This window comes from Pseudomonas sp. B707 (assembly GCF_022496685.1).
GTDB lineage: Bacteria > Pseudomonadota > Gammaproteobacteria > Pseudomonadales > Pseudomonadaceae > Aquipseudomonas > Aquipseudomonas paraglycinae.
On sequence record NZ_WTVE01000033.1, the window covers coordinates 393265 to 411678 of the forward strand.

Annotated in this window: 17 protein-coding genes; 8 read left to right on the forward strand and 9 right to left on the reverse strand. The window is 61.9% G+C overall.

Features of this window, described 5'->3' with window-relative positions; all coding sequences use genetic code 11:
• Positions 1-3: 3 nt before the first annotated feature.
• Complete coding sequence (locus tag GQX66_RS24010) at positions 4-1155, forward strand: acyl-CoA dehydrogenase family protein (protein WP_039768643.1); 1152 nt, start codon at positions 4-6, stop codon at positions 1153-1155.
• Between the two features lie 254 nt (positions 1156-1409).
• Here the strand turns inward: GQX66_RS24010 and GQX66_RS24015 are convergent, their stop codons facing one another.
• The 6 genes from GQX66_RS24015 to GQX66_RS24040 all read right to left on the reverse strand — a co-directional run bounded on the left by GQX66_RS24015 (position 1410) and on the right by GQX66_RS24040 (position 8283).
• Positions 1410-2183, reverse strand: a complete 774-nt coding sequence (locus GQX66_RS24015) for an enoyl-CoA hydratase (RefSeq protein WP_039768644.1) — start codon at positions 2181-2183, stop codon at positions 1410-1412.
• Between the two features lie 14 nt (positions 2184-2197).
• Complete coding sequence (locus tag GQX66_RS24020) at positions 2198-3325, reverse strand: acyl-CoA dehydrogenase (RefSeq protein WP_240871866.1); 1128 nt, start codon at positions 3323-3325, stop codon at positions 2198-2200.
• A 20-nt stretch (positions 3326-3345) separates the two neighbouring features.
• Positions 3346-4536 carry an acetyl-CoA C-acyltransferase gene (locus tag GQX66_RS24025; protein WP_007951273.1) on the reverse strand — a complete coding sequence of 397 codons (1191 nt, stop codon included), beginning with the start codon at positions 4534-4536 and terminating at the stop codon, positions 3346-3348.
• Positions 4537-4548: 12 nt separating this feature from the next.
• Positions 4549-5310, reverse strand: a complete 762-nt coding sequence (locus GQX66_RS24030) for an SDR family NAD(P)-dependent oxidoreductase (protein WP_240871867.1) — start codon at positions 5308-5310, stop codon at positions 4549-4551.
• Positions 5311-5326: 16 nt separating this feature from the next.
• Positions 5327-6991, reverse strand: a complete 1665-nt coding sequence (locus GQX66_RS24035; RefSeq protein ID WP_085745583.1) for an AMP-binding protein — start codon at positions 6989-6991, stop codon at positions 5327-5329.
• A gap of 275 nt (positions 6992-7266) precedes the next feature.
• Positions 7267-8283, reverse strand: a complete 1017-nt coding sequence (locus tag GQX66_RS24040) for an AraC family transcriptional regulator (protein WP_240871868.1) — start codon at positions 8281-8283, stop codon at positions 7267-7269.
• A gap of 179 nt (positions 8284-8462) precedes the next feature.
• On the opposite strand from GQX66_RS24040, the gene efeU reads away from it, so the two are divergent.
• From efeU to efeO (GQX66_RS24060), 4 genes are read left to right on the forward strand one after another with little or no spacing between them, the layout of a single operon-like run.
• Positions 8463-9302: an iron uptake transporter permease EfeU gene (efeU, locus tag GQX66_RS24045; RefSeq protein ID WP_007951269.1), complete on the forward strand. Its 840-nt coding sequence runs from the start codon at positions 8463-8465 to the stop codon at positions 9300-9302.
• Between the two features lie 8 nt (positions 9303-9310).
• On the forward strand, positions 9311-10510 hold the full coding sequence (gene efeO, locus GQX66_RS24050) for an iron uptake system protein EfeO (RefSeq protein ID WP_240871869.1): 1200 nt from the start codon (positions 9311-9313) through the stop codon (positions 10508-10510).
• Between the two features lie 17 nt (positions 10511-10527).
• The gene (gene efeB, locus GQX66_RS24055; protein ID WP_240871870.1) at positions 10528-11826 is read left to right on the forward strand and encodes an iron uptake transporter deferrochelatase/peroxidase subunit; all 1299 of its coding nucleotides are present in this window, start codon (positions 10528-10530) and stop codon (positions 11824-11826) included.
• 26 nt (positions 11827-11852) lie between these two features.
• Entirely contained in the window at positions 11853-12677 is an 825-nt protein-coding gene (efeO, locus tag GQX66_RS24060; RefSeq protein WP_085687128.1) for an iron uptake system protein EfeO, read from the forward strand.
• Between the two features lie 63 nt (positions 12678-12740).
• Here efeO (GQX66_RS24060) and pssA read toward each other — a convergent pair whose 3' ends face one another.
• Positions 12741-14084, reverse strand: coding sequence for a CDP-diacylglycerol--serine O-phosphatidyltransferase (pssA, locus tag GQX66_RS24065; protein ID WP_085687126.1), 1344 nt, complete (start codon positions 14082-14084; stop codon positions 12741-12743).
• 256 nt (positions 14085-14340) lie between these two features.
• Here pssA and GQX66_RS24070 point away from each other — a divergent pair, with 256 nt between their 5' ends.
• Positions 14341-14907: a TetR family transcriptional regulator gene (locus GQX66_RS24070; protein ID WP_007951264.1), complete on the forward strand. Its 567-nt coding sequence runs from the start codon at positions 14341-14343 to the stop codon at positions 14905-14907.
• Between the two features lie 53 nt (positions 14908-14960).
• Entirely contained in the window at positions 14961-15440 is a 480-nt protein-coding gene (locus GQX66_RS24075; RefSeq protein WP_085745578.1) for a nuclear transport factor 2 family protein, read from the forward strand.
• 42 nt (positions 15441-15482) lie between these two features.
• Here the strand turns inward: GQX66_RS24075 and sfnG are convergent, their stop codons facing one another.
• Positions 15483-16577 (reverse strand): dimethylsulfone monooxygenase SfnG, encoded by a 1095-nt coding sequence (sfnG, locus tag GQX66_RS24080; protein WP_085745577.1) that lies wholly within the window; start codon positions 16575-16577, stop codon positions 15483-15485.
• A gap of 258 nt (positions 16578-16835) precedes the next feature.
• Here sfnG and GQX66_RS24085 point away from each other — a divergent pair, with 258 nt between their 5' ends.
• A complete protein-coding gene (locus GQX66_RS24085) occupies positions 16836-17615 on the forward strand; it encodes a TSUP family transporter (RefSeq protein WP_007951261.1) in 780 nt (259 codons plus the stop codon).
• Here GQX66_RS24085 and nudC read toward each other — a convergent pair.
• Positions 17583-18413, reverse strand: a complete 831-nt coding sequence (nudC, locus tag GQX66_RS24090) for an NAD(+) diphosphatase (protein ID WP_085745576.1) — start codon at positions 18411-18413, stop codon at positions 17583-17585. The genes GQX66_RS24085 and nudC overlap by 33 nt on opposite strands.
• Between the last annotated feature and the right edge of the window lies 1 nt (position 18414).

An 18414-nucleotide genomic window follows, 5' to 3' on the forward strand; every position in this document is an offset into this window, starting at 1 on the left:
GCCATGCACGATCTCGAATTGACTGAAGACCAGGTAATGATCCGCGACATGGCCCGGGACTTTGCCCGCGGCGAAATCGCCCCCCACGCGCAAGCCTGGGAAAAGGCCGGCTGGATCGATGACGGTCTGGTGGCAAAGATGGGCGAACTCGGCCTGCTGGGCATGGTGGTGCCTGAGGAATGGGGCGGTACTTACGTCGACTACGTGGCCTATGCGCTGGCGGTGGAAGAGATTTCCGCCGGTGACGGCGCCACCGGCGCGTTCATGAGCATCCACAACTCGGTGGGCTGCGGGCCGGTGCTCAACTACGGCAGCGAAGAACAGAAGCAGACCTGGCTGGCGGACCTGGCCAGCGGAGCGGTGATCGGCTGCTTCTGCCTGACCGAACCCCAGGCCGGCTCCGAAGCACACAACCTGCGCACCCGCGCCGAACTGCGCGACGGGCAATGGGTGATCAACGGCGCCAAGCAATTTGTCAGCAACGGCAAGCGGGCAAAACTGGCGATCGTGTTTGCGGTGACCGATCCGGATCTCGGCAAGCGTGGCATCTCGGCGTTTCTCGTGCCGACTGACACGCCGGGGTTCATCGTTGACCGGACCGAACACAAGATGGGCATCCGCGCTTCCGATACCTGCGCGGTGACGCTGAACAATTGCAGCATTCCTGAAGCGAACCTGTTGGGTGAGCGCGGTAAAGGCCTGGCGATTGCCCTTTCCAACCTGGAAGGCGGACGTATCGGTATTGCCGCGCAAGCATTGGGCATCGCCCGAGCTGCGTTTGAAGCTGCGCTAGGTTACGCCCGTGATCGGGTGCAGTTCGGCAAGGCGATTGTCGAGCACCAGAGCATCGCCAACCTGCTGGCGGACATGCAGATGCAGATCAACGCAGCACGCTTGATGATTTTGCATGCGGCGCGGCTGCGTACGGCGGGCAAACCGTGTCTGTCGGAGGCTTCACAGGCCAAGCTGTTTGCTTCGGAAATGGCCGAGAAGGTGTGCTCGTCAGCGATTCAGATTCATGGCGGGTATGGGTATCTGGAGGATTACCCGGTTGAGAAGTACTACCGGGATGCGCGGATTACCCAGATTTATGAGGGGTCGAGCGAGATACAGCGGATGGTGATTGCTCGGGAGTTGAAGAACTATCAGTTGTGACCGTGTCGGCCCCTTTCCCTCACCCCAGGCCTCTCCCGGAGGGAGAGGGAGCCGACCGAGGTGTCTCAGGTCTGACATCGACCTGAAACATCCCGGTCGATTATGGAATTGCCAAACGAAGACACCAATCCCGCGCTATTCAAGCCTGAGTTCAACTCGGTAGCTCAGGTCGGTGCAACTCCCGAAAACAACTCGGTCAGTCCCCTCTCCCTTTGGGAGAGGGTTAGGGTGAGGGGGCTTTTGAGGGCGCCGCGTTATTTGCCTTGGAACTCGGCAGGCCGCTTCGCCACAAACGCCGCCATCCCTTCCTTCTGATCCTGCGTTGCAAACGCCGCATGGAACACCCGGCGCTCAAAGCGCACGCCTTCAGTCAGATTCACTTCAAACGCGCGGTTGACGCTTTCCTTGACCATCATCGCAATCGGCAGCGATTTGCTGGCGATCACCGCCGCGACTTTCAGCGCCTCATCCAGCAACTCGGCACTCGGCACGATCCGCGCGACGATGCCGCAACGCTCGGCTTCCACCGCGTCGATCATGCGGCCGCTCAGGCACATTTCCATGGCCTTGGCCTTGCCCACCGCGCGGGTCAGGCGCTGGGTGCCGCCCATGCCCGGCAGCACGCCGAGGTTGATTTCCGGCTGGCCGAATTTGGCGTTGTCGCCGGCCAGGATGAAGTCGCACATCAACGCCAGTTCACAGCCGCCACCCAGGGCAAAACCGTTGACCGCCGCGATGATCGGTTTGCGGCGGTTGGCCACGCGGTCGCTGTCGCTGAACAGGTCGTCCATGTAGATCTGCGGGTAGGTCAGATCGGCCATTTCCTTGATGTCGGCGCCGGCGGCGAAGGCTTTGGTCGAGCCGGTGATGACGATACAGCCGATGTTCGCGTCGGCTTCAAAACCATCGAGCGCGCGGTTCACTTCGCTGACCAGTTGCGCGTTCAGGGCGTTCAGCGCCTGCGGGCGATTGAGGGTGATCAGGCCGACGCGGCCATGGGTTTCCAGCAAAATCGTTTCGTAACTCATGTGCAGATTCCTTTTCAAAGATTGCGCGAAATGACCATGCGCTGAATGTCGCTGGTGCCTTCGTAGATCTGGCAGACCCGCACGTCGCGGTAGATGCGCTCCAGCGGGAAGTCGTTGAGGTAACCGTAACCGCCAAGGGTTTGCAATGCCATGGAGCAGACCTTTTCGGCCATTTCCGAGGCGAACAGTTTGGCCATCGACGCTTCGACCAGCGCTGGTTGGCCGCTGTCGCGCAGGGCGGCGGCGTAATGCACCATCTGCCGCGCCACGGCGATCTGGGTGGCCATATCCGCCAAGCGGAACGCCACGGCCTGATGCTCGATGATCGGCTTGCCGAAGGTGTCACGTTCACGGGCGTAATCGCGCGCCGCTTCGAACGCGGCGCGGGCCATGCCCACCGATTGCGAAGCGATGCCGACGCGGCCGCCTTCGAGGTTGGCCAGGGCGATCTTGTAGCCCTCGCCCTCCTCGCCCAACCGGTTGGCCACCGGCACTTTCACGTCTTCGAACAGAATCTGGCAGGTGTCCGAGGCGTGCTGGCCGAGCTTGTCTTCGACGCGGGCGACTTTGTAGCCCGGCGAATCGGTCGGCACGATGAAAGCGCTGATCCCGCGCTTGCCGGCGCTCGGGTCGGTGACGGCAAACACGATCACGACCCCGGCGTTCTGCCCGGAGGTGATGAACTGTTTGCAGCCGTTGAGCACGTAGTGATCGCCTTCCAGCCGCGCGCGGGTTTTCAGGCTGCTGGCGTCGGAACCGGCCTGTGGTTCGGTCAACGCGAAAGCGCCGAGCATTTCGCCGCTGGCCAGCGGTTTGAGAAAGCGCTCACGCTGGTCGTCGTTGCCGAACTTGAGGATCGGCACGCAACCCACCGAGTTGTGCACGCTCATGATCGTCGAGCAGGCGCCGTCGCCGGCGGCGATTTCTTCCAGGGCCATGGCGTAGGCCAGGTAACCGGTGTCGCAACCGCCCCACTGCTCCGGCACCAGCATGCCGAAGAAGCCCAGCCCGGCCATTTCGCCGATGGCTTCTTTCGGGAAGCGATGCTCGCGATCCCACTCGGCGGCGAACGGTTTCAACCGTTCCTCGGCAAACTGCCGAGCCATGTCGCGGATTTGTTGCTGGTCGTCATTGGGAATCATGGCAAATCCTTAACTCGGGTTCAGACGCACTCGACAGCCATCGCCGTGGCTTCGCCGCCGCCGATGCAGATCGCCGCGACGCCGCGCTTCAGGCCCTTCTGGCGCAGGGCCGAGAGCAAAGTCACCAGAATCCGCGCGCCGGAGGCACCGATCGGATGGCCAAGGGCGCAGGCGCCGCCGTGGATGTTGAGCTTGTCGTGAGGGATTTCCAGGTGGGTCATCGCCGCCATGCCGACCACGGCGAAGGCTTCGTTGACTTCGAACAGGTCGACCTGATCCAGCGACCAGCCGGTTTTCTTCATCAGCTTCTTGATCGCACCAATCGGTGCCACCGGGAACAGGCCTGGGGTATCCGCGAAGGCTGCGTGGCCGTGAATCACTGCCAGCGGTTTCAGCCCCTGTTTCTGCGCTTGCGACTGACGCATCAGCACCAGTGCGGCAGCGCCGTCGGAGATCGAACTGGAGTTGGCTGCGGTCACGGTGCCGCCCTCGCGGAACGCCGGTTTCAGCGAGGCGATCTTGTCCAGCTTGGCTTTTGGTGGCTGCTCGTCGTTGCTGATCACAACCTGTTCTTTGCCAACGGTCACGGTCAGCGGAACGATCTCGGCCTTGAAGCTGCCGTCCTTGATCGCCTGCTGGGCGCGGGTGGTCGAGGCAATGGCGAAAGCGTCCTGAGCCTCGCGACTGAAGTCGTTGGTTTCGGCGCAATCCTCGGCGAAAGTGCCCATCAGGCGGCCCTTGTCGTAGGCGTCTTCGAGGCCGTCGAGGAACATCGAATCCAGCACCCGGCCATGGCCCATGCGGTAACCGGCGCGGGCGCGATCCAACAGATACGGCGAGTTCGACATGCTTTCCATACCGCCGGCGATCACTACATCGGCGCTGCCGGCCAGCAGCATGTCGTGGGCCAGAATCGTGGTTTCCATGCCCGAACCGCACATCTTGTTGACCGTGGTGCAGCGGGTGGATTTATCCAGCCCGGCGCCCAGCGCAGCCTGACGCGCAGGTGCCTGGCCGAGGCCGGCTGGCAGTACGCAGCCGAACAGCACTTCATCGACCGCATCGGCGGCCACACCGGCACGTTCAACCGCAGCCTTGATCGCGGCAGCGCCGAGTTGCGGCGCGGTCAGGCTTTTCAGTTCGCCCTGAAAACCGCCCATCGGGGTGCGGACGGCGCTGACGATGACAATCGGATCGTTGGAGATGGTCATGAGAAATCCTCCTTATTTGGCGGCCATGCGCAAGGCACCGTCGAGACGGATCACCTCGCCGTTGAGCATGCTGTTTTCAATGATATGCCGCACCAGCGCGGCGTACTCGGCAGGTTTGCCCAGGCGCGGCGGGAACGGTACGCCGGCGGCCAGCGAGTCGCGCACTTCCGGGGTCATGCCGGCCATCATCGGGGTTTCGAAAATTCCCGGGGCGATGGTCATCACGCGGATGCCGAAGCGCGCCAGTTCACGGGCGGCAGGCAGGGTCAGGCTGGCGATGGCGCCTTTGGACGCGGAATAAGCGGCCTGGCCGATCTGGCCGTCGAACGCAGCGACCGATGCGGTGTTGATGATCACACCGCGTTCGCCGTCGGCGTTGGCTTCGCTTTCGGCAATCGCCGCCGCTGCCAGACGCAGCATGTTGAAGCTGCCGATCAGGTTGACGTTGATCACCTGAGCGAAACTGGACAAGGCGTGCGGGCCGTTTTTGCCGAGGATTTTCTCGCCGCGAACGATGCCGGCGCAGTTCACCAGACCATTCAGGCTGCCGAAGGCTTTTACCGTTGCCTGCACGGCGGTCTCGGCGGCGGCTTCGTTGCTGATGTCGGCGACCACGCTCTGCGCGCCGAGGCGTTGGGCCTGAGCGGCGACGGCGTCGGCGTTCATGTCCACCAGCATCACTTTGGCGCCGGCGCTCACCAGCAATTCAGCGGTGGCGGCACCCAGGCCGGATGCGCCGCCGGTGACGATAAAAACCTTGTTCTCGATCTGCATGACTGTTTCCTTGGATTCAAGCTGAAACGTTGTGCGCCGCGGCCTCTTGAGCCTTGGCGATTTCCTGGTTGCGCAAGATAAAGCGCTGCAATTTGCCGCTCGGGGTTTTCGGCAACTCGCTGACAAATTCGATTTCACGGGGGTACGAATGCGCGGCCAGACGTTTGCGCACGTGTTGGCGCAGTTCTTCGGCCAGCGCCGGTTCGGCGCGGTATTGCGGGTTGAGCACGACGAAGGCTTTGACCAGTTCGGTGCGCTCCGGATCGGGCTTGCCGACCACTGCTGCCTCGACGACGGCCGGGTGTTCGATCAGTGCACTTTCCACGTCGAACGGGCCGACCCGGTAGCCGGACGTGGTGATCACGTCATCGCTGCGGCCGACGAAGCTGATGCTGCCGTCCGGGTTCCACTCGACGGTGTCGCCGCTCAGGTAGTAATTGCCGACGAAGGCCTTGGTCGGCGCGCCTTGGTAACCGGCGAACCAGCACATCGGCGATTGTGTGCGGTCGATGGCGAGGATGCCGGGCTGGCCGACGCCGAGTTCGTTGTTCTGCTCGTCGAGCACCACGATGCGATGGCCCGGCGAGGCGAAACCGGCGGCGCCGAGGTGGATCGGGTGTTCGAGGCCGTGGTGATTGCACAGGACCATGCCCAGTTCGGTCTGGCCGTAATGATCGTGAATGACCACGCCGAGGTTGTCGGCGAACCAGCGAATCACTTCCGGGTTCAACGGCTCGCCAGCGCTGCTGACGATGCGCAGCTTGCCCTTGATCGACTTGGCGAACTCGTCGCCGCCGGCAATCAGCAGGCGATACGCCGTCGGCGAACCGGTGAGGTTGGTGATTCCGTATTTGTTGATCACCCGGCAGGTGCTTTCGAGGGTGAACGGGCCATCGTAGAACGTGATCGGATGCCCCATCGACAACGGGCCGGTGACACCGAAATAAATTCCGTAGGCCCAGCCCGGGTCGGCGACGTTCCAGAACGCATCTTCCGGGCGCAGATCCACGGCATCGCGGGTGTAGCTCTGAAACGCCACGACTGCCTTGAGCGGCACCGACAGCGCTTTCGACGGGCCGGTGGTGCCCGAGGTGAACATCAGCAGGAACGGGTCTTCGCCGGTCAGCATCACCGGTTCGCAGACATTTGAATGGTTGGGCAGCTCGGCCCAGAAACTGAAATCGCCACGGACGATGCCCTGGCCTTTCGGGCCGCCAACGGTGACCAGCGTCGGGCAGTCGGCGACTTCGCTGAGTTTCGACCGGTTGGCGGCGTCGGTCACCACGACTTTGGCGCCGGAGCTGTTCAGGCGATGTTCAAGGGCTTTGGGGCCGAACGCGGTGAACAGCGGTTGATACACCGCGCCGATGCGCCAGGTGGCGAACACGGTGATCAGCAATTCGATGTTGCGCGGCAGCAGGCCGGCGACTTTGTCGCCCTTCTGCACGCCTTGGGCGAGAAGGAAATTGGCGAAACGCGCGGCTTTGTCCTGCAGGTCGCTGAAGGTATACGTCGCACTGGCGCCGTCGCGGCCTTCCCAGAACAGCGCGATACGCCCCGGCAAGGCGTGGCGGTCACAACATTCGACGCAGGCGTTAAGCGCCTCGAGCGTGCCGCTGAGCGCGGCGTCCACGGTGTGCTGATAATCAAACTGTGCGGTGGCAGACAAGTAATCGCGCATTGCCAGAATCCCTCTGTTCTTATTAGGTTGGGGAACCGTAAACAACAGAGGAATACTCGCGCCGCACGCCGGCTGCGGCAATGGTCAAAGCCCTCAAAGTGGATGACTGGTTTGGCCAAGATTCAAAGGGTGTGATCGTTCCCACGCTCTGCGTGGGAATGCAGCCCGGGACGCTCCGCGTCCCTTCCAGAGCTGGAACGCGGAGCGTCCCTTGAGGCATTCCCACGCAGAGCGTGGGAACGAGAGTTGGCGGTGGGCGGTGAGTCAGCGGTGGATCAGACCGCTTCGTTGAGGATCAAGCTGCGATAGTGCCCAGGATTGGTCCCCGACCACTTGCGAAACGCCTTGTAGAACGAGCTTGCATCGGCAAACCCCAGCCGCGTGGCGATCTCGGCAAAACTGATCGAAGGCTCCGCCAGCCAAGTAATCGCCAGTTCCTTGCGCACGCTGTCCTTGAGGCCCTGATAGGTCTGCCCTTCTTCCGCCAGACGCCGGCGCAGGGTCGAGGCCGACATGCACAACTGCTGGGCCAGCGCGTCGGTTTCCGGCCACTTATCTGCGGATAATTGCCGCAGATCCTGCTTGATCCGGCTCGCAAGGCTTTCCGGGTCGCGGTACTTCACCAGAATGTTGGCCGGGGCATGGGCCAGAAAGCGCTTCAATTCCTCGGCGCTGCGCTTGATCGGCAGATCCAGCACGTCGGCGGCGAAGATCATCCGCGTGCGCGGCCGGTCGAAACGCAGGTTTTCCGAGAACATCACCCGATAGTCATCACAGAAATCCGGCGCCGGGCAGCGCAGCTCGATGGCCAGGATCGGAATCCGCCGCCCCGCCAGCCAGCACGCCACGCCGTGGACGATCATCCAGTAAGTGAAATAGGTGAAGGCGCGGCGCGGTTCCGGGTCGTCTTCCAGCAGCACGATTTCCGCCAGACTCTGCTGATGCACCAGTTGCGCCGGCAGGCGCTCGAGCATCAACGACAGGAAATTCAACCCGGTGCTCAACCCAGCGGCCAGGTTCGGCTGGGCCATCGCGCTGCGGCAGAGGAATTCCAGGCTGCCGGATTTCAGCTTGCGCGGGTCCATGCCAAAGAACTCGTCATCGCCGCGCCGCGCCAACAGGCGCCACAACCGCGCGTACTGGCTGGCCGGGACGCGCGCGTCGTCGGTGGCCAGCAACGCCGGATCGATCCCGACCTTGCTCAAGACTTCTTCCGTGGCCACGCCCAGGGCACAACTTTGCAGCAGTGCCTCGCGCACCAGTTGAATGGCGATGGTGTCTTTTTCCGACATGGAACGCGCGCAATCCTGTTGTTGTTCGAGTGGCGGGCATCTTAGCGCAGCTGGCTCGGTGGCGTGGATGTTCAGACTCGTTCAGCTCCGGTTCAGCTAAATGTCAATGAATGCCATGTGAGAATGACTTTCATTATGTTACAACTTGTAACCTCATTTCGTTACACAGTGATCGTCGAATGCTCGTTCCCTTTTTGATCATGTTGCGCGAAGGCATCGAAGCCGCGCTGATCGTTGGCATCATCGCCAGCTACCTGCAACAGACCGGCCGTGGCCAGTGGATGCCGGCGGTGTGGATCGGAGTGTTCCTCGCTGCTGCGCTGGCGTTGCTGGTCGGCGGTGGCCTGGAGCTGGTCAGCGCCGAATTCCCGCAAAAACAGCAGGAACTGTTCGAAGGCGTGGTCGGGCTGGTGGCCGTGGGCATTCTCAGTTCGATGGTGTTCTGGATGCGCAAGGTGGCGCGTTCGATCAAGCATTCGCTGCAAGCCTCCCTCGATCACGCGCTGACCGCGTCAAAGCATCAGGTCATCGCGCTGATCGCCATGGTGTTTTTCGCCGTGGCCCGTGAAGGTCTGGAAACCGTGTTCTTCCTGCTCGCCGTGTTCCAGCAGAGCGAAGGCCCGGCCGCGCCGATCGGCGCCCTGCTCGGCCTGATCCTGGCGATCATCGTCGGCTTCCTGATCTACAGCGGCAGCATGCGCTTGAACCTGTCGGCGTTCTTCCGCTGGACCGGGCTGTTCATCCTCGTGGTTGCCGCCGGGATTCTCGCCAATTCGGTGCAGGCCCTGCATGAAGCCGGGGTGTGGAACCACCTGCAAACCGTGCTCTTCGACTTCAGCGCGACGCTGCCGATGGATGGCCCGCTGGGCTCGGTGCTGGCCGGCATGTTCGGTTATCAGGATGCACCGACCGTCAGCACCCTCGGCGCGTACCTGATTTATCTGCTGGTGGCGCTGGTCATGTTCTTCATGCCGGCGCCCAAGCCCGCTGCCCAATCGTCTTCCGTTTCCAGCCAATAAGGGCCTTCATGTCAAAGCCTAATATTCCTCAGGCCTCGCCTCCCCGCGCCTTGCGCTGGGCGGTCGCCGGTTCGGTGGTCGTGATGATCGCCGCCGGTGGCCTGTTCTACTACGCCTCGAAAATGGCCGCCGCCAAACGTCAGCACAACCGCGACGAAGTGGTGGTGAACATCCATCCGCACAGTTGCGAGCCGAACGCCCTGACGGTGCCGGCCGGCCACGCCAGCTTTCGCATCGTCAACCGCTCCGACCGGGCGGTGGAATGGGAAATCCTCGACGGCGTGCTGGTGATCGAAGAACGCGAGAACATCGCCCCGGGCCTGAGCCAGGTAATCAACGCCAACCTGCAACCCGGCGATTACGCCATCACTTGCGGCCTGCTGAGCAACCCGCGCGGCACGCTGCACGTGACGCCGACCGCCGCTTCGGATGCCGCCGCCAAGGCCAAGCCTTCGATGGTTGCCTTCGTCGGGCCGCTGTCGGAGTTCCGCGTGTATCTGGCCAGCCAGAGCAGCGCGCTGATCAAAGCCGTGACGGCGCTGAATCAAGCCATCGACAGCGGCGATCTGGCCCAGGCCCAGGCTTTGTATTTGCCGACCCGCGCCGCGTATCAGCGTCTGGCCCCCGCCGCACAACGTCTGGCGGAGCTGGACAACAGCATCAACGCCCGCGCCGATTACTTCGAAAAACGCGAGCAGGATCCGGCCTTCGTCGGTTTCCACCGTCTCGAATACGCGCTGTTCCAGCAACGCAAACTCGATGATCTGACGCCCATTGCCCAAGGCTTGCTCGACAACGTCACCACCCTGAAACAACAGCTGCTGGCCCAGTCGCTGCCGCCGGAGCAACTGGTGGAAATCGTCGTGCGCAACCTCAATACCCTCGCCGACGTGCGCGCCGCCAGCGGCGAAGAGGAACGCTACAGCCACAGCGATCTCAACGGCTTCGCGGCCAATCAGGAAACCGCGCACAAAGTCGTCGAACTGCTGCGCCCGCTGCTGAGCAAATCCGCCGCCGACCTGATGCCGAAAATCGACAGTGCGCTGGCTGATTTCGATACCACGCTGAACGGCTTCAAGGTCAAGGACGGCTACGCCAGTTACGACACCGTCAACGGTGAGCAACGCAAGCAGATCGCCGACAAGGCCAAGGCCCTGGCCGACGCCCTCGACGCCATTGATCCCGCCCTCGGCCTCTCCGGCCTGTAAGCAGAAGACGAATACCGATGAACGATTCCGAACACTTCAACCTGCAACGTCGCCGCGTACTGATGGGCATGGGCGCCGCCGGCGTCGCACTGGCCGGTACTGCCCTGAGCTGCCCGGCGATGGCCGCCGCCCCTGCGCAAGTCACCGAAGCGCCGAGCAGCGACAAGACCCAGGATCACCACGATTTCCATGGCGTGCACCAGACTGGCATCGTCACCCCGCGTCCGGCGGCCGGCATGCTGGTGTCGTTCGATGTGCTGGCCAGCGACCGTGAAGACCTGGAGCGTCTGTTCCGCACCCTCAACGAGCGCATCGCATTCCTGATGAAGGGCGGCCCGGTGGCGCAGATCGATCCGAAGTTGCCGCCGCCGGACTCCGGCATCCTCGGCCCGGTGGTGACACCGGACAACCTGACTATCACCGTGTCGGTGGGCGAATCGCTGTTCGACGAGCGCTTCGGCCTGGCCGCCGCCAAACCCAAGCGTCTGGTACGCATGGTCGGTTTCCCTAACGATGCGCTGGAAGCCGATTGCTGCCACGGCGACCTGAGCCTGCAGTTCTGCTCCAACACCGCCGACACCAACATCCACGCCCTGCGCGACATCGTGAAAAACCTGCCGGACCTGCTGCTGGTGCGCTGGAAACAGGAAGGCAGCGTGCCGCCGCAAGCCCCTGCCAAACCCGGTGTGCCGGCGCAATCGGCGCGCAACTTTCTGGGTTTCCGTGACGGTTCGGCCAACCCGGATTCCAACGACGGCAAGGCCATGGACCGCATCGTCTGGGTGCAACCGGGCAGCGACGAACCGGCCTGGGCGGCCCACGGCAGTTATCAGGCGGTGCGAATCATCCGCAATTTCGTCGAACGCTGGGACCGCACGCCATTACAGGAACAGGAAAGCATCATCGGCCGGGTGAAAACCACCGGCGCGCCGATGGGTGCCAGCCATGAAACCGAAGTCCCGGATTACAGCAAGGACCCGGAAGGCAAGCTGACCAAGCTCGACGCGCACATCCGCCTGGCCAATCCGCGCACTGCCGCGAGCCAGGCCAACCTGATCCTGCGCCGGCCGTTCAACTACTCCAACGGCGTGAACAAGAACGGCCAGCTCGATATGGGCCTGCTGTTCATCTGTTACCAGGCCGACCTGGAAAAAGGCTTCATCACCGTGCAGACCCGCCTCAATGGCGAGCCGCTGGAGGAATACCTCAAGCCGGTCGGCGGCGGTTATTTCTTCACCTTGCCGGGTGTCACGGGCGACAAGGACTTCATTGGTCGCTCGCTGCTGGCTGCCACACAACCCAAAACAACTGCATAACAACAGTCATATCAGGAGCCGCCCCCATGAAAAAGACGCCACTCGCGTTATTGCTGACCCTTGGTTTGCTCAACACCCCGCTGTCGGCGTTCGCCGCGACCGCGCCACTGGATCTGGTGGGGCCGGTGTCGGACTACAAGATCTACGTCACCGAACAACTGGATGAACTGGCCAGCCACACCCAGCAGTTCACCGACGCGGTGAAAAAAGGCGACCTGGCCACCGCGCAGAAGCTCTACGCGCCGACCCGCGTCTATTACGAGTCGATCGAGCCGATCGCCGAGCTGTTCAGTGACCTAGACGCGTCCATCGACTCCCGCGTCGACGACCACGAGCAAGGCGTGAAAGCCGAAGACTTCACCGGTTTCCACCGCATCGAATACTCGCTGTTCTCGGAAAAGAGCACCAAGGATCTGGACGCCCTGGCCGATGGCCTGAACAAGGACGTGAAGGACCTGCAGACCCGCGTCGCCGGCCTGACCTTCCCGCCTGAGAAAGTCGTCGGCGGTGCCGCTGCGCTGCTCGAAGAAGTCGCCGCAACCAAGATCTCCGGTGAAGAAGACCGCTACAGCCACACCGACCTGTACGACTTTCAGGGCAACATCGACGGCGCGAAGAAAATCGTCGACCTGTTCCGTCCGCAGATCGAGAAACAGGACAAGGCCTTCGTTGCCAAAGTCGACAAGAACTTCGCCACGGTGGACAAGATCCTGGCGAAGTACAAGACCAAGGACGGCGGTTTCGAGACTTACGACAAGGTGAAGGACAACGACCGCAAGGCGCTGGTCGGCCCGGTCAATACCCTGGCGGAAGACCTGTCGACATTGCGTGGCAAACTCGGGCTGAACTGAGTCCGGGCATAAAAAAATCCCCCGGACGCTTGCTGCGTTCGGGGGATTTTTTGTGGGCCGGTTTTAGAGAATGCGATAGAGCAACCGCTCGACCCGCACCCGGCTCACACGCTTGAGGAACTTGGCCACGCCCGCCGGGTAGTCCGGCAAGGCTTCCAGGTCCTGGAAGCGTGCGATTCGCGTGGTGTGAACGAAGATGTTCTCCAGCTCCGCACGGCGCGGCTCGAGCCACTCGCCTTTCGGGTCATCGATCAGCAAGGCGTTTTCCAGATCGAGACGGAACGCCCGCGGATTGAGGTTGTTGCCGGTCAGCAGCGTATAGCGCTGGTCGATCCACATGCCTTTGAGGTGATAGCTGTTGTCGCCTTCACGCCACAGATGCAGGTTCAACTGGCCGCTGTCGATGTTGCGCTGATGACGCTTGGCGAAACGGCGCAGGCTGATCTCGTACAGATACGGCAGCGCGGCGATCACCTTGAACGGCTCGGTCGGCGGGATGTAGAAGTCGTTGGCGGTCTTGTCGCCGACCACGATGTCGATCTTCACGCCACGCGCCAGCGCCCGGTTGATCTCGCGGATCACGCCGAGCGGCAGGTTGAAGTACGGCGTGCAGATGGTCAGCTGCTTCTGGGCGCTGGCGATCAGCTCCAGAATCACCCGGTTCAGCGGGTTGTTCTTGCCCACGCCAAGCAACGGACTGACCGACAGGCCGGTATGCGCCGTGCTGCCGGCACTGGTGTCGTACGCCGCGTATTTGAGACGGCTGCGCAGATCGCCGATGTCGTTGCGCAGGCTGCGGGTGGTCGGCAGGTTCGGCAGGTCGAGGCGATGCACTGCTTTCGATTCGATCAGGCCGTGCTTGACCAGATGGTGCATCGAGTCCGCCAGTTCGCGGCTTTGCAGCACGTGATAACGGTCGAAACGGTACTTGTCGAATTTGTGCAGGTAGACGTTGTTCAGGCTGGCACCGCTGTAGACCACGCAATCGTCGATCACGAAGCCTTTGAGGTGCAGCACGCCGAACAACTCGCGGGTCTGCACCGGCACGCCGTAGACCGGCACCACGCTCTGGTGGGTGCGGGTCATTTCCTGATACCACGCCGAGTTGCCCGGCTGTTTGCCGGCACCGATCAAGCCGCGCTGGGCCCGCAGCCAGTCGACGACCACCGCGATTTCAAGCTCGGGACGCTTGAGTTTGGCGGCGTGCAAGGCATCGAGGATTTCCTGGCCGGCTTCATCGTTTTGCAGATAAAGCGCGACGAGGTAGATGCGCTGGGTCGCCTGGGCGATTTTCTCCAGCAGGCAACGGCGGAAATCGGCGGCGCCGGGCAGGATCGTCACGGCCTCGGCGGTCAGCGGAAAGCTGCGCAGTTTGGGCAGCAGAGAGCGTTTGAAAAGCAACGGCATAGGGCTCGCAATGGGTCGAATCCGAAGAACCGAGAGCTTACACCATCAACTCCTTCGGGTCTTCCCGCCTGATTGATCGTTTCCACGCTCTGCGTGGGAACGCAGCCCGGGACGCTCCGCGTCCCTTCCAGAGCTGGAAAGCAGAGCGTCCCTTGAGGCATTCCCACGCAGAGCGTGGGAACGATCAAGTAGAACGCGAGAGCGATCATAAAATAACTGCTTGACCAAGGAGAACGATCGTTCTACTGTTCGCCACATGAACGAAATCACCAGCAACGACACGACCCGAGACATCATTCTGGATGTCACCGAAAAGTTGATCTACAAAAGTGGCATCGCTGCCACCGGTATGGATCTTCTGGTGAAAACCGCCGGCGTTTCCAGAAAGAGTATCTACCGCTACTTCGCCAACAAGGAGGAGCTGACCGTCGCCGCCCTGCAACGACGAGACGTGCGCTGGATGCACTGGTACAGAAGCGCCGTCGATCAGGCCGAAACCCCGGCCGATCGTCTGCTCAACCTGTTTACCGTGCTCAAGGGCTGGTTCGCCTCGGAAGGTTTCCGGGGCTGTGCCTTCATCAACACCAGCGGTGAGACCGGCGATCCCGAGGATCCGGTTCGCCTGGTCGCCAAAGACCACAAACAGAAACTGCTCGACTACCTGTGCGAGCTGTGTACCGAACATGGTGCCGAGGATCCGCAACTGTTGGCCAAACAGCTGCTGATACTGATTGACGGTGCCATTACCGTAGCGCTTGTGATGGGTGATCACAGTGCCGCCGATAATGCGCAATGCATGGCGCGAAAGTTATTGGACCTGTAACGCCTTAATAAGCCTGACAAGTTGTTTAACTGTTAATAGATCGGGAGACAAACATGTCTACTGCAGCCGAAGTTCGTCCGCCATTGCCACCGTTCAACCGTGAATCGGCCATTGAAAAAGTTCGTCTGGCCGAGGATGGCTGGAACTCCCGCGACCCGGAGCGCGTGTCGCTGGCCTACACCCTGGACACCAAATGGCGTAACCGCGCCGAATTCGCCAACAACCGCGAAGAAGCCAAGGCTTTCCTGACCCGCAAATGGGCCAAGGAACTGGATTACCGCCTGATCAAGGAACTCTGGGCCTACTCCGACACCCGCATCGCCGTGCGCTACGCCTACGAGTGGCACGACGACTCGGGCAACTGGTTCCGTTCCTACGGCAACGAGAACTGGGAATTCGACGACAACGGCCTGATGTTCCAGCGTTACGCCTGCATCAACGACATGCCGATCAAGGAAAGCGAACGCAAGTTCCACTGGCCGCTGGGCCGGCGCCCGGATGATCATCCGGGATTGTCCGAGCTGGGTCTGTAATTAAGTAGCCGATCCCTCCTGCACAGTGTGCAGGAGGGATTTTCAGGCGAATTCGGCAGTCCGGGCCGATTGCGCTTTGGCCTCAAGCTCCCGCACCAGCGGCAACACCCGCTGACCGAAATACTCCACCTCTTCCTGAAAATGCAGGAACCCCGCCAATACCAGATCAACCCCCACCGCTTTCAACGCGACGATGCGCTCGGCAATCTGCTGCGGCGTGCCGATCAGGTTGGTCTTGAAGCCGTCGTTGTACTGCACCAGATCTTCAAAGGTCGATTTGGCCCAGTTGCCCTCACCTTCCGGCGACGCCCTGCCCGCCTGTTTCGCTGCATCACCGAAGGCATTCACCGCTTCCGGGTCAGCCTGATCGATGATCTGCGCCAGCACCGCTTTGGCTTCTTCTTCGGTATCTCGGGCGATCACAAAAGCATTCACCCCGATTTTTACTGAATGATGGTTTGCCGCCGCTTTGGCGCGAATGTCGTCGACCTGTGCCTTGATGCCCTCGACGCTGTTGCCGTTAGTGAAATACCAATCCGACACCCGCGCCGCCATGTCACGTGCGGCACGGGAGCTGCCGCCCTGAAAGATTTCCGGGCGGCCCAGCGGTTTCGGTTTGAGGCTGTAATTGTCGAAGCGATAGAAATCGCCACGGAAGGTGAAGTTGTCCTGACTCCAGATCCCTCGCAATGAACGGATGAACTCTTCAGAACGACGATAGCGCTCGTCGTGCTCCAGCCAATGCTCGCCAATCGCCTGGAATTCGCCCTTGAACCAGCCGCTGACGATGTTCACCGCAATCCGGCCGTTGGTGAGTTGATCGATGGTCGCCAATTGTTTGGCCGCCAGCGCCGGTTGCCACGGGCCGGGCAAGATGGCGGCGATGACTTTGAGTTGGCTGGTGGCCGCGAGCAGCGCGTGGCTGAAGGCAACCGATTCATGCTGAAACTCGGCGCCGTAACCGGCGGTGAAGCGGATTTGCGTCAGGGCATATTCGAAACCCGCCGCCTCGGCCAATTGCGCCAGTTTGCGGTTGTAGTCGATGCCCCAATCGGTGCGTTGCTCGATCTTGCTGACCACCAGGCCACCGCTGACGTTCGGCACCCAGTAGGCAAATTTCGCGGCTTGCTGACTCATTGGCGTGTCCTCGGGACAGTTGATGAAGGTGAGTAAGCCAGAGCAGCAAGCGTGCCAGCGGCGGGAGACCCGGTTTTATTGGTTTCTCCGGAAATCGGCATGCATGGTGAGAGGGTGAATTGTTGGGTGCGTGTTGGGTGGGCAACAGTTGAGCCGTCGCTGGTCGAGTCTTATGGGTCGCCGCAACATTCGGAAATGAGTAACATGACTGCCCTCCCCGCAGCCCAGCTCTGCGCCCTGCCGAAATAAGCCGATTCCATGCCTTTCGAACTCAGCGTTGACCTCACCACCCTGGCCGTTCTGGCCCTTGTCGCTTTCATTGCCGGATTCATCGACGCCATCGCCGGCGGTGGCGGTCTGTTGACCACGCCTGCGTTGCTCACCGCCGGCCTGCCGCCGCACCTGGTGCTGGGCACTAATAAACTGAGTTCGACCTTCGGTTCGGCCACCGCCAGTTTCACCTTCTACCGACGCAAGCTGTTTCACCCACGGCAGTGGATGCACGCCATCGTCGGCACGCTGGTCGGTGCGCTGACCGGCGCCGTCGTCGCCCATTACCTGCCCGCCGAATGGCTGAACAAGATGCTGCCGGTGATCGTCTTCGCCTGTGGCCTGTACCTGTTGTTTGGCGGCACGCCGAAAGCGCCGCTGGACAGCGACGCACCGATCAAGAAGAAGTGGCAATCGACCCAGGGCTTCAGCCTCGGTTTCTACGACGGCGTAGCCGGCCCCGGCACTGGCGCGTTCTGGACGGTCAGTAGCCTGCTGCTGTACCCGATCGATCTGGTCAAGGCCAGCGGCGTGGCGCGCAGCATGAACTTCGTCAGCAACATTGCGGCGCTGTCGGTGTTCGTGTTTTCCGGGCAGGTGGACTGGATCATCGGCCTGAGCATGGGCCTGTCGGTGATGGTCGGCGCATTCTTCGGGGCGCGCACCGCGATCAGCGGCGGCGCCAAGTTCATTCGTCCGGTGTTCATCACCGTGGTGCTGGGGTTGACCGTGCGTCTAGCCTGGCAGCACTGGTTCAGCGTGGCCTAAGCGCCGCGCCACGTAGACGTCGATCAGATAACGGGCAATCGATTTGGACGCCGGCAACGGCGGCAGATCGTGCACGTTGAACCACTGGGCGTCTTCGATCTCGTCTTCCTGACAGACAATCTCGCCACCGGCATATTCGGCATGGAAGCCGAGCATCATCGAATGCGGGAACGGCCAGCACTGGCTGCCCATGTATTGGATGTTCTTCACCTCGATCTGCACTTCCTCGCGCACTTCGCGAATCAGGCAATCCTCGGCCGACTCACCCGGTTCGGCAAACCCGGCCAGCGTGCTGTAGACCCCGGTGACGAAACGCGGTGAACGCGCCAGCAGCACTTCATCGCCACGGGTCACCAGCACGATCATGCTCGGCGAAATCCGCGGATAACTGCGCAGGTCGCAGGGCTGGCAATACATCGCCCGCTCCCGCGGCACCTGGGTCATGGCCTGACCGCAGTTGCCGCAGAAACGGTGTTCGCGCGCCCAAGTACCAATCTGCGCCGCATAACCCAGCACTTTGTAGATCGTGTGATCGCCATCGAGCATGAACGCCCGCAGGCCTTTCCAGCTGCAACCCGGCACCTCGCTGGTGCTGCGCAGTTCCAGCAGATACACCGGCTCGCCATCGAGATGACCGATACCGTGCTCGGCAAGGATCGACAAGTCCTGGCGCTTGAGCCATTCCCGGGGGAACAGCGCGCCGTTGTCATCGAACAGGAAACCCTCGGGGCTGCGCGCCACGGCCCAGCCGCCGGGTTGATCGGTGTCCAGTACTGCAGTGGTCCAGCGAGATGTCATG